This is a genomic window from Streptomyces sp. CA2R106, assembly GCF_037034245.1.
Taxonomy (GTDB): domain Bacteria; phylum Actinomycetota; class Actinomycetes; order Streptomycetales; family Streptomycetaceae; genus Actinacidiphila.
Genome location: NZ_JBAGKC010000041.1, coordinates 1 through 13,999, shown reverse-complemented (window position 1 = coordinate 13,999; position 13,999 = coordinate 1). Strand labels below are relative to the sequence as shown.

General features: G+C 74.0%; 14 protein-coding genes. 10 read left to right on the top strand and 4 right to left on the bottom strand.

Annotation, left to right across the window (positions count from 1 at the left end; all coding sequences use genetic code 11):
• The first annotated feature begins 397 nt into the window (after positions 1–397).
• Complete coding sequence (locus WA788_RS32960; RefSeq protein ID WP_335983855.1) at positions 398–736, top strand: WhiB family transcriptional regulator; 339 nt, start codon at positions 398–400, stop codon at positions 734–736.
• Here WA788_RS32960 and WA788_RS32955 read toward each other — a convergent pair.
• Together WA788_RS32955 and WA788_RS32950 are read right to left on the bottom strand one after the other, a co-directional pair.
• Positions 718–2,046: an ArsA family ATPase gene (locus WA788_RS32955; RefSeq protein ID WP_335983854.1), complete on the bottom strand. Its 1,329-nt coding sequence runs from the start codon at positions 2,044–2,046 to the stop codon at positions 718–720. The two genes, WA788_RS32960 and WA788_RS32955, sit on opposite strands and share 19 nt — an antisense overlap.
• 162 nt (positions 2,047–2,208) lie before the next feature.
• Complete coding sequence (locus WA788_RS32950; protein WP_335983852.1) at positions 2,209–3,372, bottom strand: ArsA-related P-loop ATPase; 1,164 nt, start codon at positions 3,370–3,372, stop codon at positions 2,209–2,211.
• A gap of 218 nt (positions 3,373–3,590) precedes the next feature.
• Here WA788_RS32950 and WA788_RS32945 point away from each other — a divergent pair, with 218 nt between their 5' ends.
• The 6 genes from WA788_RS32945 (at position 3,591) to WA788_RS32920 (ending at position 7,985) form a co-directional block, all read left to right on the top strand.
• Positions 3,591–3,749, top strand: coding sequence for a DUF4177 domain-containing protein (locus tag WA788_RS32945; RefSeq protein WP_202234418.1), 159 nt, complete (start codon positions 3,591–3,593; stop codon positions 3,747–3,749).
• Positions 3,746–4,213, top strand: a complete 468-nt coding sequence (locus WA788_RS32940; RefSeq protein ID WP_335983849.1) for a RidA family protein — start codon at positions 3,746–3,748, stop codon at positions 4,211–4,213. Before WA788_RS32945 ends, WA788_RS32940 begins: the two co-directional genes overlap by 4 nt.
• A gap of 280 nt (positions 4,214–4,493) precedes the next feature.
• A complete protein-coding gene (locus WA788_RS32935; protein WP_335983902.1) occupies positions 4,494–4,817 on the top strand; it encodes a DUF952 domain-containing protein in 324 nt (107 codons plus the stop codon).
• A gap of 80 nt (positions 4,818–4,897) precedes the next feature.
• Positions 4,898–5,797 carry an NUDIX hydrolase gene (locus WA788_RS32930; protein ID WP_335983847.1) on the top strand — a complete coding sequence of 300 codons (900 nt, stop codon included), beginning with the start codon at positions 4,898–4,900 and terminating at the stop codon, positions 5,795–5,797.
• On the top strand, positions 5,794–6,627 hold the full coding sequence (locus WA788_RS32925; protein ID WP_335983844.1) for an MBL fold metallo-hydrolase: 834 nt from the start codon (positions 5,794–5,796) through the stop codon (positions 6,625–6,627). The genes WA788_RS32930 and WA788_RS32925 overlap by 4 nt, the downstream gene beginning before the upstream one ends.
• Complete coding sequence (locus tag WA788_RS32920) at positions 6,624–7,985, top strand: cytochrome P450 (protein WP_335983842.1); 1,362 nt, start codon at positions 6,624–6,626, stop codon at positions 7,983–7,985. The genes WA788_RS32925 and WA788_RS32920 overlap by 4 nt, the downstream gene beginning before the upstream one ends.
• A gap of 60 nt (positions 7,986–8,045) precedes the next feature.
• On the opposite strand, the gene WA788_RS32915 is transcribed toward WA788_RS32920, so the two are convergent.
• Positions 8,046–8,873, bottom strand: a complete 828-nt coding sequence (locus tag WA788_RS32915) for a diacylglycerol kinase family protein (protein ID WP_335983840.1) — start codon at positions 8,871–8,873, stop codon at positions 8,046–8,048.
• 134 nt (positions 8,874–9,007) lie between these two features.
• Between WA788_RS32915 and WA788_RS32910 the strand changes: the two genes are divergently transcribed.
• Positions 9,008–10,291 carry an adenylosuccinate synthase gene (locus WA788_RS32910; RefSeq protein WP_335983838.1) on the top strand — a complete coding sequence of 428 codons (1,284 nt, stop codon included), beginning with the start codon at positions 9,008–9,010 and terminating at the stop codon, positions 10,289–10,291.
• Between the two features lie 111 nt (positions 10,292–10,402).
• Here WA788_RS32910 and WA788_RS32905 read toward each other — a convergent pair whose 3' ends face one another.
• Positions 10,403–12,289, bottom strand: a complete 1,887-nt coding sequence (locus tag WA788_RS32905) for a serine/threonine-protein kinase (protein ID WP_335983836.1) — start codon at positions 12,287–12,289, stop codon at positions 10,403–10,405.
• 161 nt (positions 12,290–12,450) lie between these two features.
• Here WA788_RS32905 and WA788_RS32900 point away from each other — a divergent pair, with 161 nt between their 5' ends.
• Entirely contained in the window at positions 12,451–13,137 is a 687-nt protein-coding gene (locus WA788_RS32900) for a GntR family transcriptional regulator (protein ID WP_335983834.1), read from the top strand.
• Positions 13,138–13,192: 55 nt separating this feature from the next.
• Positions 13,193–13,840 carry a hypothetical protein gene (locus WA788_RS32895; protein ID WP_335983832.1) on the top strand — a complete coding sequence of 216 codons (648 nt, stop codon included), beginning with the start codon at positions 13,193–13,195 and terminating at the stop codon, positions 13,838–13,840.
• Positions 13,841–13,999: the final 159 nt, after the last annotated feature.

Below are 13,999 nucleotides of genomic sequence, written 5' to 3'. Positions count from 1 at the left end.
GTACGCGACCCACGCCGTACGGGCCTCGCCGTTTCCCGGACGCGCGGCGGGGTGGTCGCCTACCCTGGAGCAAGTGGGGCGCGAGGGCATCGCTGCCCCTTACCTTCCATCGTCACTCTTGTGAGTGATGAGAACTGCCCGAATTCTGGTATATGCCGGGGGACTTGGCTCCCCCCGGGCGACGGGAGATCCCGAAACCTCCCGTTCGTCCGTTTTATTCGCGGCTCACTCCGTTGGGTGATCTGCCGCGCACGCATAGTCCATTCGGGCCATGCAAGATTGGGCCTGAAAGGGCTGTTGCGTCGCGCCTACCTTCCGTAACGTCCTCAACTGGCAACGGTGAATATGCCGTTCGCCGCCGTGGGGGAGCCTCGATTCGGGAGAGGACGGCGCCAGCATGAGCAGCTGGGTAGCGGACTGGAGCACGCAGGCCGCGTGCAAGACGACTGATCCGGACGAGCTGTTCGTCCAGGGTGCGGCCCAGAACCGGGCGAAGGCGGTGTGCACCGGCTGCCCGGTGCGGACCGAGTGCCTGGCGGACGCGCTCGACAACCGGGTCGAGTTCGGTGTGTGGGGGGGTATGACCGAGCGTGAACGCCGCGCTCTGCTGCGCCGCCGTCCGACGGTGACGTCCTGGCGCAGACTGCTGGAGACGGCCCGTACCGAGTACGAGCGCAGCACCGGACTGCTGCCGATCGGCGACGAGGCGGACGAGGACTACGCCGCGGCCGGCTGACCGCCGCCCAGCAGCAGCCCGATCTCCCGCAGCCCCGCCAGGTCGTGCACGTCCCCGGGCAGCGCCCTGACGTCGACCACGGGGACGTCGGGGTGCACCGACACGAAGCGGTCCCGCGTGCGCCGCTCGCGGGCCACCACCTGCATCCGCTCGGCGTGCAACCGCAGCAGCCCGGCCGTGAGCAGCTCCGTACGGCCCTGGGCCCGCTGCGCGCTGCGGTCCGTGCGGCTGTCCGCGGCGCCGTCCGCGCCCCCCTGCGCGGTGCTCTTCCCGGCGCCCTCCGCGGCGCCCTCGAGGCTGCCGGGCCCGCCGAAGTCAGCTTTCCCGGCGGGGAGATCGACAATGCCGCCGTCGGCCCCATTTTCCGCGGCAGCGTCCTCCAGCGCCTCGGCGGCGGCCAGCGCCCGCTCCGCGGTGAGCCGGTCGGCACCGCTGCCGTGCACGCGGTTGAGCACCAGCCCGGCCAGCGGCATGTCCTCCGCGGCCAGCCGCTCCACGAAGTAGGCCGCCTCGCGCAGCGCGTCCCGCTCGGGGGCGGCGACCACCAGGAACGCGGTCCCGGGCGCCTGGAGCAGCCGGTACGTGGCGTCCGCCCGGGTGCGGAACCCGCCGAACATGGTGTCCATGGCGGCGACGAACGTCTGCACGTCGCGCAGCAGCCCGGCGCCCATCACCTTGCTCAGGGTCCCGGTCATCATCGACATGCCCATGTTGAGGAACTTCACCCCGGCCCGGCCGCCCACCTTCGCCGGCGCCATCAGCAGCTTGATGAAGCGGCCGTCCAGGAACGAGCCGAGCCGCTTGGGGGCGTCGAGGAAGTCCAGCGCGCTCCGGCTCGGCGGGGTGTCCACGATGATCAGGTCCCAGGCGTCCTGGGCCCGCAGCTGGCCCAGCTTCTCCATCGCCATGTACTCCTGGGTGCCGGCGAATCCGGCCGACAACGACTGGTAGAACGGGTTCTCCAGAATGGCGCGGGCCCGCTCGGGGTCGGAGTGCTGCACCACGACCTCGTCGAACGTCCGTTTCATGTCCAGCATCATCGCGTGCAGCGACCCACCGGCCGACCGATCGATTCCAGCCACCTCGCGCGGGGTGTTGTCGAGTTCGGTCAGCCCCATCGACTGCGCGAGACGGCGCGCCGGGTCGATGGTGAGCACCACCGCCGTGCGCCCGCGCTCGGCGGCGCGCACCCCGAGCGCCGCCGCGGTGGTGGTCTTGCCGACACCGCCGGAACCGCAGCACACGATGATGCGGGCCTTGGGGTCGTCGAGCAGCGGGTCGATCTCCAGCAGGGGGCTTTCCAGGCTCATCCGTACGACCTCAGGACTCGGGTGCGCGGTACGCGGGGCGGGCGGGACACGCGGGGCGGCGGGGTTGACGGGGTGGTGCCGGTGGGACTCCCGGGGCTGGTGGTGCTGCCAGGCCGGGCGTCGCGCGCGGGGGCGGTGGTGTGGCTGTTGCGGCCATGGGGCTCAGTCATCGTCCGCGGCCACCGCTTCCTCCGCTTCCTCCGCCAGGTCCGGCTCGTCCGGCGCCACGGGCGCGAAGGCGTCCTCGCGGGCGGGCGCCACCGCCTGGTGGCGCAGGCTCTCCGCGAGCCGGTAGAGCCCGCCGAGGTCCACCCCGTCGCCGAGCAGCTCCAACTCCCGCACCGGCAGGCCGAGCGCGGCGATCTCGGCGCGCTGCTCGCGCTCCAGCACCACCCGCTGGGCGTGCTCGTGGGCCTGGGCGAAGAGCGGGTCGACGAGGCGTTCGGCGACACCGCCGCGGCGCGCGCCGCCGAGCCCGGCCTGGGACAGCGCCTTGGCGACCGCGGCCCGGCGCTTGCCGTTGCCCGGCCCGGACACCGGCCCCGACGCCGTGCCCGACGCCGTCCCCTTGCCCTCGGTGCCGCCCTCGGTGGCGGCCAGCTCCGTGAGCTCGGCGTCCGCCAGCAGCACCGGCCGCACCATGTTGACGATCACCGCGCCCACCGGAAGCCCCGCCGAGCGCAGCTCCGCCACGCCGTCCATCGTCTCCTGGACGGGCATCTCCTCCAGCAGCGTCACCAGGTGGATCGCGGTCTGCGGGGACTTGAGCACCCTCATCACGGCCTGCGCCTGGTTGTGTATCGGGCCGACCCTGGCCAGGCCCGCGACCTCGTCGTTGACGTTCAGGAAGCGGGTGATGCGCCCGGTCGGCGGGGCGTCGAGCACCACCGAGTCGTACACCGGCCAGCCCGCCTTGTCCTTGCGGCGGACCGCCTCGCACGCCTTGCCGGTGAGCAGCACGTCCCGCAGGCCGGGGGCGACGGTGGTGGCGAAGTCGATCGCGCCGAGCTTCCTCAGCGCCCGGCCGGCCCGGCCGAGCTTGTAGAACATGTCGAGGTAGTCGAGCATCGCCAGCTCGGCGTCGATGGCCAGGGCGTGCACCTCGCCCCCGCCCGATGCGGAAGCGATCCTGCGCTCCTCGTACGGCAGGGCCTCGGTCTCGAAGAGCTGGGCGATGCCCTGCCGCTCCTCGACCTCGCACAGCAGCACGCGGCGGCCCTCGGCCGCGAGGGCGAGCGCCAGCGCGGCGGCGACCGTGGTCTTGCCCGTGCCGCCCTTGCCCGTCACGACGTGGAGCCTGACGGCTGATGACTGTTGAGGGCTCACCTTGCGAGCCTAACCATTCGGCGGCCCGGTCACCCCTCCGGCCGCCGGTTCACTCGGCGCAGCGGGGCCTCGGCAGGGCCTCAGCGCGGCCGCAGCGGGGCCTCAGCAGGGTGGCCGCAGGGCAGACGCGAGGCCCGAGCAGGACCGGCACCGGACCGCGGCGCCGCCGCGGCCGGGTGGCGGGAGGGCCGGGCCCGGCGAGGCACTAAGGTCGCGGTATGGCGAAGAAGTGGGAGTACGCGACCGTACCGCTGCTGGTGCACGCGACGAAGCAGATCCTGGACAACTGGGGCGAGGACGGCTGGGAGCTGGTCCAGGTCGTCCCGGGCCCGAACACCGAGCAGCTCGTTGCCTACCTCAAGCGGGAGAAGGAGTGAGCGGGGCGGTCGCGTCGCGCCTGGCCGAGCTGGGGCTGACGCTGCCCGAGGTGGTGCCTCCGCTGGCCTCCTACCAGCCCGCGGTCCGCTCCGGCGCGTACGTCTTCACCTCGGGGCAGCTGCCGATGGTCGAGGGCAAGCTGCCGGCGACCGGCAAGGTCGGCGCCGAGGTCAGCCCGGAGCGCGCCAAGGAGCTCGCCGCGACCTGCGCGCTGAACGCCCTGGCGGCGGTCCGCTCGGTCGCCGGCGACCTGGACCGGATCGCCCGCGTGGTCAAGGTGGTCGGCTTCGTCGCCTCGGCGCCCGACTTCACCGGGCAGCCCGCGGTCGTCAACGGCGCCAGCGAACTGCTCGGCGCGGTGCTGGGCGACAAGGGCGTGCACGCCCGCAGCGCGGTCGGCGTCGCGGTGCTGCCGCTGGACGCGCCGGTCGAGGTCGAGATCCAGGTCGAACTCGCCGACTGATCCCGGTTGGTGGAAGCTGGTCCCGGCCGGTTTCCGGCCCCTGGTGGCCGGTGCCGGCCCGGCGCACGGCGGGCGCACGTCCGGTGCGGGCGGCACGTACCGGACGCACACAGTGCACGTGACGCACGCGCCGTACGGGAAACGACGTGAGGAGCGCACGATGGGCGACAGCACGGCGGACCGCACCGGCCTGGGCACCGGCACCGGCCCTGGCACCGAGGCCGACACCCACACCGGCCCCGAGGCCGCGCCCGTACGTCCGGAAGGCGCGCGGCCGGACCTGATCCTGCACCTGACCGAGCGCGCCCTGTGGGACGAGGCCCGCGCGGTGGGCAGCTACGAGATGTCCACCCGCGGCCGCACCCTCGGCGACGTCGGCTTCATCCACTGCTCGCTGCGCCACCAGCTCCCGGGGGTCGCCGCGCTGCTCTACGGCGCCGAGCCGGACCGCACCGACCTGGTCGTCCTCGTGATCGAGGTGGCGCGGCTCGACGTGCCGGTCCGCTACGAGCCGCCGGTCCCCGGGGGCGAGGAGTTCCCGCACGTCTACGGTCCGCTGCGGGTGGACGCGGTGGTCGGCGTCGAGCCGTGGCCGGTGGCGTAGCGCCGAGCCGGCCGGGGGTTTGTCCACAGCCGTTCGGGTGACCCTCGAACAAACCGTCGCGGGCGACGTAGGCTCCGGCCATGAGCAGCAACAACGGTGCAACCTTCGGCGCGGACTGGGCCGACCGCGTCCGCGCCCTGGCGCGCGGTGAGCTGGTCCCGGTCGCGGCCCGTCCTGCCGCGACCGTTTTGCTGCTGCGCGATGCCGAGGCGGGCGCCGCCCTCGCGGCGGGTGCCGATCCCGCGCGGGAGGGCGGCCCGGCCGTGCACATGCTGCGCCGCCGCGCGTCGATGGCGTTCGCCGCGGGGGCGTACGCGTATCCGGGCGGCGGAGTCGATCCGCGGGACGAGCGGCCGGTGCGCTGGGCCGGGCCGCCCCTGGAGTGGTGGGCGCGGGCGCTCGGCGTGCCCGAGCGGCAGGCGCAGGCGGTGGTCTGCGCGGCGGTCCGCGAGACCTTCGAGGAAGCCGGGGTGCTGCTCGCCGGGCCGGACGGCGCGAGCGTCGTCGCCGACACCACCGGGGAGCGGTGGGAGGCCGACCGCGCCGCCCTGGTCGCCCACGACCTCGCCTTCGCCGACTTCCTGGCCGCCCGCGACCTGGTGCTGCGCTCGGACCTGCTCGCCCCGTGGGCGCGCTGGATCACCCCCGAGTTCGAGCGGCGGCGGTACGACACCTGGTTCTTCCTGGCCCTCCTGCCGCCGGGCCAGCGCACCCGGGACGTCTCGGGCGAGGCCGACCGCACCGTGTGGCTGCGCCCCGCCGAGGCGCTGGCCGGGCACACCCGCGGCGAGATGGCCCTGCTCCCGCCGACGCTGGCCACGCTCCGCTCACTGCTGCCGTACGGCCGCGCCGCCGACGCGCTGGCCGCCGCGGCCGACCGCGACCTGGCGCCGGTGATCGCACGCGCGCACCTGGACGACGAGGGCCGGGTCGTGCTGACCTGGCCGGGCCATGACGAGTTCACCCGGGAGCAGCCATGACCACCACCCAGCCGCCCGGCCGCCCGCAGCCCACCGTCGGCGGCCCCGCCACCGCCCGGGCGACGTGCGTCCTGGCGCCCAACCCGTCGCCGATGACGCTCGACGGCACCAACACCTGGATCGTCGCCGAGCCCGGCTCCCTGCTGGCCGTCGTCATCGACCCCGGGCCGCTGGACGAAGCGCACCTGGCGCGGGTCGCCGCCACCGTCGAGGAGCAGGGCCGCCGGGTGGCGCTGACCCTGCTCACCCACGGCCACCCCGACCACGCGGAGGGCGCGGCCCGCTTCGCCGAGCTGACCCGCACCCCGGTCCGCGCCCTCGACCCGGCGCTGCGGCTGGGCGACGAGGGGCTGGCGGCGGGGGACACCGTGACCACCGGGGGCCTGGAGCTGCGGGTGATCGCCACCCCCGGGCACACCGCCGACTCGCTCTCCTTCCACCTGCCCGCGGACCAGGCGGTGCTGACCGGCGACACCGTGCTGGGGCGCGGCACCACGGTCGTCGCGCACCCCGAGGGCCGCCTCGGCGACTACCTGGACTCCCTGCGCCGGCTCCAGGCCCTCACCCAGGACGCCGAGGTGGATACGGTCCTGCCCGGCCACGGCCCCGTGCTCGACGACGCGCGCGGCGCCGTCGAGTTCTACCTCGCCCACCGCGCGCACCGCCTGGCCCAGGTCGAGACCGCCGTCGAGTCCGGCCTGCGCACCGCCCCCGACGTGGTCGCCCACGTCTACGCCGACGTCGACCGGAGCCTGTGGCCCGCCGCCGAGCTGTCGGTCCTCGCCCAACTCGACTACCTGCGCGAACACGGACTCATCGAACTGCCATGACCTCGACCTCCCAGCCCACGCCCGCCCCGACCACACCCGCCCAGGCCCAGGACCACGCCCCGGCTCCGGACGACGCCACCGCCCTCTTCGCACCCTGGTCGCCGTCGTTCGTCAAGGACCCCTACCCCGCCTACGCGGCCCTGCGGGCGGCCGGCCGCGCCCACCGGTTCGACCCCACCGACCAGTGGCTCGTCCCGCACTACGACGACGTCAGCGCCCTGCTGCGGGACCGCCGCCTCGGCCGCACCTACCTGCACCGCTTCACCCACGAGGAGTTCGGCCGCCCGGCCCCGCCGCCGGAGCACGAACCGTTCACCACCCTCAACGGCAACGGGATACTCGACCTCGAAGCGCCCGTGCACACCCGTATCCGGCGCCTGGTCGCCAAGGCGTTCACCCCGCGCATGGTGGACGACCTCGCGCCCACGGTGCACCGGCTGGCGGCCGAGCTGATCGCCGGGCTGCGCGCGGACGGCGGCGGGGACCTGCTGGCCCGCGTCGCCGAGCCGCTGCCGGTCGCCGTCATCGCCGAGATGCTGGGCGTGCCGCCCGCCGACCGCGGCCTGCTGCGCCCCTGGTCCTCGGCGATCACCGGCATGTTCGAGCTGAACCCGAGCGAGGAGACCGCCCGGCGCGCGGTCCGGGCCAGCGAGGAGTTCTCCGCCTACCTGCGCGGCCTGATCGCCGCCCGCCGCAGCGACCCGGGCGAGGACCTGATCAGCGCGCTGATCGCCGCGTACGACGACGGGGACGTGCTCAGCGAGCAGGAGATGGTCTCCACCTGCGTACTGCTGCTCAACGCCGGCCACGAGGCCACCGTCAACAGCACGACCCTCGGCTGGCTCCAGCTCTTCCGCCACCCCGACCAGCTCCGCCTGCTCGGCGAGGCCGTCGGGTCCGGCACCGACCCAGGTACCGGCACCGGCACGGTCACCGGCACGGGCAGCGCCGGCACGGCGGGCGGCGAACTGCTGCGCGGCGCCGTCGAGGAGATGCTGCGCTACGACACCCCGCTCCAGCTCTTCGAACGCTGGGTGCTGGACGACATCGAACTGGGCGGCACCACGATCCCGCGCGGCTCCGAGGTCGCCCTGCTCTTCGGCTCCGCCAACCGCGACCCGGCCCGCTTCCCCGACCCCGACCGCTTCGACATCACCCGCCCCGCGGCCGCCAACAAGCACGTCACCTTCGGCGCCGGCATCCACTTCTGCCTGGGCGCACCGCTGGCCCGGCTCGAACTGACCGCGTCCTTCGGCGCCTTCCTGCGCGACGCCCCCGGCATGCGGCTGGTCGAGGAGCCCGCCTGGCACCCCGGCTACGTCATACGCGGCCCGGAGGAACTGCTCGTCACCTGGTGACGCGCCCGACGCGCCCGACGCGCCCCGGGGCCGGACAGGCAGCGGCCCCTACCGAGGCCCCTACCGCGGCACCGTCAGCCGCCACGCCGACGGCTCCACCGTCCACGTTCGCGTCCGCACCGGCCCGGCGATCGCCGAGTCGGCCCGGTAGCGGAAGTCCCGGCCGGAGACGGTGATGCTGCGCGCCCGGGCGCACACCTGCGCCGCCCCCGGAGCGCGGCGCACGGACACCTCCGCGAGCCCGGTGGGCGCGGGCCGCACCGACACCTCGTGCACCGGCTCGTCCAGGTCGGCGAGCACCACCCCGTCGGCCTCCACCCGCAGCCGCTGCCGGTGCTGCGGCGCGTTGCCGTTGACCGGGATCGGCGAGGTCAGGGTGCGCACCAGCGAGCGCGCGGTCTTCTCCACCGGCGTCCACCAGTGCGCGGCGGTGTGCGCCAGCGGCATGCCGTACGGGAGGCTGAGCGTGCCCAGCACGATCCCGCCGCTCTCGTCGACCAGCAGGTCCAGCTCGCGCGCCACCCCGTCGAGCACCGCCCGGGCCGCCGCGGGGACCTGCGCGGGCAGCCCCAGCGCGTGCGCCAGCGTGGACCGCGGGCCGATCGGCACCATGGACAGCGGTGCGTCGCGCAGCGCCTGCTCGCGGCGCAGCGCCCGGACCGTGCGCAGCAGGGCCGCGTCGTCGCCGAGCACCACCGGATGGCGCCGCCCGCGGTGCGCCAGCGCCCGCTCGGCCTCCTCCGCGGACTCGGGGAACACCACCTTCACCGAGGCCGCGCCGGCACACAGCACGTCCTTGGCGATCCGGACGGATTCGCCGTCGGTGGCGCGTGCGGCGGGGTCGATGACGACGAGCAGGGAATGCCCGGCCGGGACGTGAGCCGACACCTTCGTCCTTCCTCAGGTAAAGTCTTGGTGCAAGAGCCCCTTGCGCCGTTGCGTCAGGGGCTTCGTCTATTCCGGGGCAGGTTCGACGGCTCTCTGCACGTTGGACATGCCCCGCCCGGAAGGGGTGTACGCCTGTGCCCGCACTTGTGCTGCTCGGTGCTCAGTGGGGTGACGAGGGCAAGGGGAAGGCCACCGACCTGCTCGGCGGCTCAGTGGACTACGTGGTGCGCTACCAGGGCGGCAACAACGCCGGCCACACGGTCGTCGTCGGCGACCAGAAGTACGCACTGCACCTGCTCCCCTCCGGAATCCTGTCACCGGGCTGCGTCCCGGTGATCGGCAACGGCGTCGTCGTCGACCCGAAGGTCCTGCTCTCCGAGCTGAGCGGGCTGAACGAACGCGGCGTCGACACGTCCAAGCTGCTGATCAGCGGTAACGCCCATCTGATCACGCCCTACCACCAGACCATCGACAAGGTGACCGAGCGGTTCCTCGGCAACCGGAAGATCGGCACCACCGGGCGCGGCATCGGCCCGGCGTACGCGGACAAGATCAACCGCGTCGGCATCCGGGTCCAGGACCTCTTCGACGAATCGATCCTTCAGCAGAAGGTCGAGGCCGCCCTCCACGACAAGAACCAGATCCTGGTCAAGATCTTCAACCGGCGCGCCATCACCACCGAGCAGGTCGTCGAGGAGTACCTCGGCTACGCGGCGCAGATCAAGGACTTCGTCACCGACACCGCCCTGGTGCTGAACAACGCGCTGGACGCCGGCAAGGTGGTGCTCATGGAGGGCGGGCAGGGCACGCTCCTCGACGTCGACCACGGCACCTACCCCTTCGTCACCTCGTCGAACCCGACCTCCGGGGGCGCCTGCACCGGCAGCGGTGTCGGCCCCACCAAGATCACCCGGGTGATCGGCATCCTCAAGGCGTACACAACGCGCGTGGGCTCCGGACCGTTCCCCACCGAACTGCTGGACGAGGACGGCGAGAAGCTGCGCACCGTCGGCCACGAGTTCGGCGTCACCACCGGCCGCGACCGCCGCTGCGGCTGGTTCGACGCGGTGATCGCCCGCTACGCGACCCGGGTGAACGGCCTGACCGACTTCTTCCTCACCAAGCTGGACATCCTCACCGGCTGGGAGCGTATCCCGGTCTGCGTCGCCTACGAGGTCGACGGCCGCCGGGTGGACGAACTCCCTTACAGCCAGACCGACTTCCACCACGCCAAGCCGGTCTACGAGTACCTCCCCGGCTGGTCGGAGGACATCACCGAAGCCAAGACGCTCGCCGACCTGCCGAAGAACGCGCAGAACTACGTCAAGGCGCTGGAGGAGATGTCCGGTGCGCCGATCTCGGCGATCGGCGTCGGCCCCGGCCGGAACCAGACGATCGAGATCAACTCCTTCCTCTGAAGCCCGCCTCGAGGAGCACGCCCGCCGGTAAGCCCCGCCCACCCTGGTGCGCGGGGCTTACCCATGACCGCGGCGCACCAGCCGGCCACCTCCGTCAGCCGGCCCCCACCCTCAGCCGCTGACCTTCGTGTACGTCAGCGGCGCCTTGCCGTCGTCCACGTCGCTGCGCCGCAGGTGCGTGGCGTCCACCAGGCTCAGCGTGCTGGCGTCGCCGGGCGAGCAGGAGGACGCGGGCGAGCCGGTGACCACCTTCGACGCGCTGAGTTCCACCGGCGGCCCGGCCTCGGTCACCATCATGTTCCAGGTGCAGGAGTACGACGCGCCGGCGCCGTAGAGCTCCACGACGCCGTTGGCGTGCACGGTCAGGGTCCGCGTGTTGTCGCCGTTGTCGGCGCTGGTGAACGAGGTCTGCCAGGTGCCGATCATGGCCTTCAGCCCGTTGGCCGCCGCCGCGGTGTGCGTGCCCGTCCCGGTCGGGGACGGCGTGCTCGCGGTCGGGTTCGGCTTCGGTGCCGCGCCCGCGCTCCCGCCGTCGCGCAGCGCGACGTACGCGGTGACGCCGCCGGCCACGAGCACCAGCGCGGCCACCGACGCCAGGACCGGCACGATCCGCCGCCGCGGCTTGCCCGGCGGCGCGGCGGCCGCGGGCTCGGGCACCGGCAGCCGGGGCGGCGGGACGGCCGCGCCGGGCGGGAGGGTCGCGCCGGGCGGGAGGGTGGCCCCGGGCGGGGTCGGCTGCTCCGGCCAGGACGTGTACGTCGGTGAGTAGGCCGTCGGCGGCGGGGTGGGGGTCGGCGTCGCCTCGTACTCCTGCGGGGCCCGGACGCCGGAAGCGCCCGCGGGCACCTCGGTGACGGCCGTGCCCTCGGCCGGTGGTCGGCCCGGCCCGGCCACGGACTCGACCCGGGGGCCGGCCCCGGAATCCGCGCCGGAATCGGGCGCGGAATCGGGCGCGGACGCCGGCGCGGGCGGCGGGACCTGGGCGAGCACCGCGGTCCGCACGTCTTCCTCCGCCGCCTCGGCCGGCTCGTCGGCCTCCGCCTCCAACTCCAGCAACTGCACCGCGTGCCGCCCCAGCCGCGCGACGATCGCCCCGGGCAGCCACGGCTCCCCGTCCCCATCGCCGTCGCGGCCCTCCGCCGTGCCGCCGGAGCTCTCGGAGCCCTCGGAGCCTTCGACGCCCTCGGTGCCCAGCATCCGCGTCACGTCCGCGAGCGACGGCCGCTCCTGCGGGTCCTTGGTCAGGCAGGCAGCCACCAGGCCGCGCAGCCCCTCCGGCACGGCCGTCAGGTCCGGCGGCTCCTGCACGATCCGGAACATCTGCGCGTGCACCCCGCTCGCGGCCGCGCCGAACGGCTGGAGCCCGGTGGCGGCGTAGGCGAGCACCGAGCCGAGGCAGAAGATGTCGCACGCCGGGGTGACCCGGTCGCCGCGCACCTGCTCGGGCGACATGAACGCGGGCGATCCGACCATCGCACCGGGCCCGGTCAGGGACGCGTCGGTGACGGTCTCCAGGGCGCGGGCGATGCCGAAGTCGATCACCCGGGGGCCGTCGATGGTGATCATCACGTTCGACGGTTTGAGGTCGCGGTGCACCAGGCCCGCGTCATGGATGTCCGTCAGCGCGTGCGCCAGCCCCGCCGCCAGCACCCGCACCGAGCGCTCCGGTAGCGGCCCGTACTCCTTGGCGACGACCTGCTGGAGCGACGGCCCGGGCACGTAGCCGGTGGCCACCCACGGGATGTCGGCCTCGGTGTCGGCGTCGAGCACCGGCGCCGTCCACCGCCCGCCGACCCGCCGCGCGGCCCGCACCTCGCGCCTGAACCGGGTGCGGAACTCGTCCTGTTCGGCCAGATGCGGCCGCACCAGCTTCACCGCGACCGTGCGGCCCCGCTCGGACCTGGCCAGGTAGACCCGGCCCATACCGCCGACGCCGAGCCTCCCCAGCAGGCGGTATGCACCGATCCAGCGTGGATCGTCGGCCTTCAGCTCGTCCATCGCCCCGTCCGCTCCCGCTCCCCGCCCGGCCGCGGGCCGCCGCCGGTCATCGCGGCACACCCATTACGGCGAAGAATAAGCATACGAACGCCGGTCGCCTATGGTGTCCGAGGGTGCCGCGGGCGCGCCCGCGGAACAGGACGGTACGCCAAGGAGGCGATATGCGGGACGGCGACGGGCCGCAGGTGCGGCGCAGCAGCCTGCGCCAGCAGATCGCCGACGCGCTGCGCGACGAGATCCTCACCGGCCGCCTCCAGGCCGGGCGCCGCTTCACCGTCAAGGAGATCGCCGAGACCTACGGCGTCTCCGCCACCCCCGTCCGCGAAGCACTCGTCGACCTCGCCGCGCAGGGCCTGCTGGAGGTCGAGCAGCACCGCGGGTTCCAGGTGCGGCAGTTCACCGCGGCCGACTTCCGCTCCCTCGCCGAGGCCCGCGCCTTCGTCGTCGACGCGGCCTTCCGCTGGATGACCGAGTACGGCACCGCCGACCCCCCGCCTGACGCGATCGCCTCCGCACGGCGCCGCGCCGAGGCCGCCGCGCGCGCCGCACAGGCCGGCGTACTGGACGTACTGATCGGCTGCGATCTGCGGTTCTGGCGCGAGCTCGCGGCCATGGGCGGCAACCCGCACCTCAGCGAGTTCCTGGACCGGGTCCGCGCCCAGGCGTGGATCTACGCGGTGCCCCACCTGCGCGCCCTGGACGACCTCGCCGGCGTCTACTGGTCCGACCACGTCGCCCTCGCCGACGCCCTCGCCGGCCGCGACATCACCACCGCGCTGCACCTCACCCGCGCCTACGGCGAGCACACCCTCGCACTGGTCGAGCGGCTCGCCACGGCGCACTCCTGACGCGGCCGGTCCCCCCGCCTTAGGCTGTACGCTCCCGACCGGATGGAGTTGCTTCGTGGCCTGTGACCTGTGGCTCGTGCCGCTCGTGGATGTGCTGTGCCACAGCCCGGAAAACCCGTTCTCCGAGGAACTCGCCCGCTACGACAAGGCGCTGGCCGAGGCGGGCCAACCGCCGGTGCCGGTCTACAGCTACATGCCGGGGCTGTCCGGCGACGTGGCCCCCGTGGCCTGCTTCGACTACGACGCCCTGCACTTCCTGCGCCGCGCCTACCTGCTGGCCCTCCAGGGCCTCGCCGTCACCCCGGTCGACGCGCTCGGTGGCGACTACGAGGAACTGCTCGAGATGTTCGAGGGCACCGCGCAGTCCTCCCACCTGGTCTGGCACTACGACCACGCGGGCGCCTACGTGCCGCTCGACTTCCCGCACCCCGTCGTCAACGACGAACTCCTCGAAGGCGGCGGCCCGCTCGGCTCCTCCCACGGGCTGCTGCGCGAACTCGAGTTCGTGGCCCCCGCGATCGGTATCGACCCCGCCCGCCCCCCGGCCGCCCCGGAACCGCCCGCCCGCCACACCACCCTCGAAGAGCCCGCCCTCGCCCCCGCCGCCACGGGCCCCTTCGCCCGCGAACACCACGTCTGGCAGGGCCTCCACACCGCGGTGACCCGATCCCTGGCACAGGGTTCGATGATCGTGTTCAGCTGAGGGGGCGGACGGCTGGTGTAGGGGGTGCGGGGTACGTGGGGGCGTTCGTACGGGGCGGGGGCGTGGGGGCCGTTCGGGCGTGAGGTGCGGGGGACGTGGAGGCCGTTCTTACGCGGCGGCACCGCTCAAGCCCCCTTTTTTTGCCGCCGGCTCGCCTCT

Bases quoted from the DNA above. Each gene is read 5' to 3' on its own strand.
- WA788_RS32905 (WP_335983836.1), bottom strand. From the start codon at position 12,289: ATGGACGAGCTGAAGGCCGACGATCCACGCTGGATCGGTGCATACCGC.
- WA788_RS32945 (WP_202234418.1), top strand. From the start codon at position 3,591: ATGGCGAAGAAGTGGGAGTACGCGACCGTACCGCTGCTGGTGCACGCG.
- WA788_RS32920 (WP_335983842.1), top strand. From the start codon at position 6,624: ATGACCTCGACCTCCCAGCCCACGCCCGCCCCGACCACACCCGCCCAG.
- WA788_RS32900 (WP_335983834.1), top strand. From the start codon at position 12,451: ATGCGGGACGGCGACGGGCCGCAGGTGCGGCGCAGCAGCCTGCGCCAG.
- WA788_RS32960 (WP_335983855.1), top strand. From the start codon at position 398: ATGAGCAGCTGGGTAGCGGACTGGAGCACGCAGGCCGCGTGCAAGACG.
- WA788_RS32930 (WP_335983847.1), top strand. From the start codon at position 4,898: ATGAGCAGCAACAACGGTGCAACCTTCGGCGCGGACTGGGCCGACCGC.
- WA788_RS32955 (WP_335983854.1), bottom strand. From the start codon at position 2,046: ATGAGCCTGGAAAGCCCCCTGCTGGAGATCGACCCGCTGCTCGACGAC.
- WA788_RS32925 (WP_335983844.1), top strand. From the start codon at position 5,794: ATGACCACCACCCAGCCGCCCGGCCGCCCGCAGCCCACCGTCGGCGGC.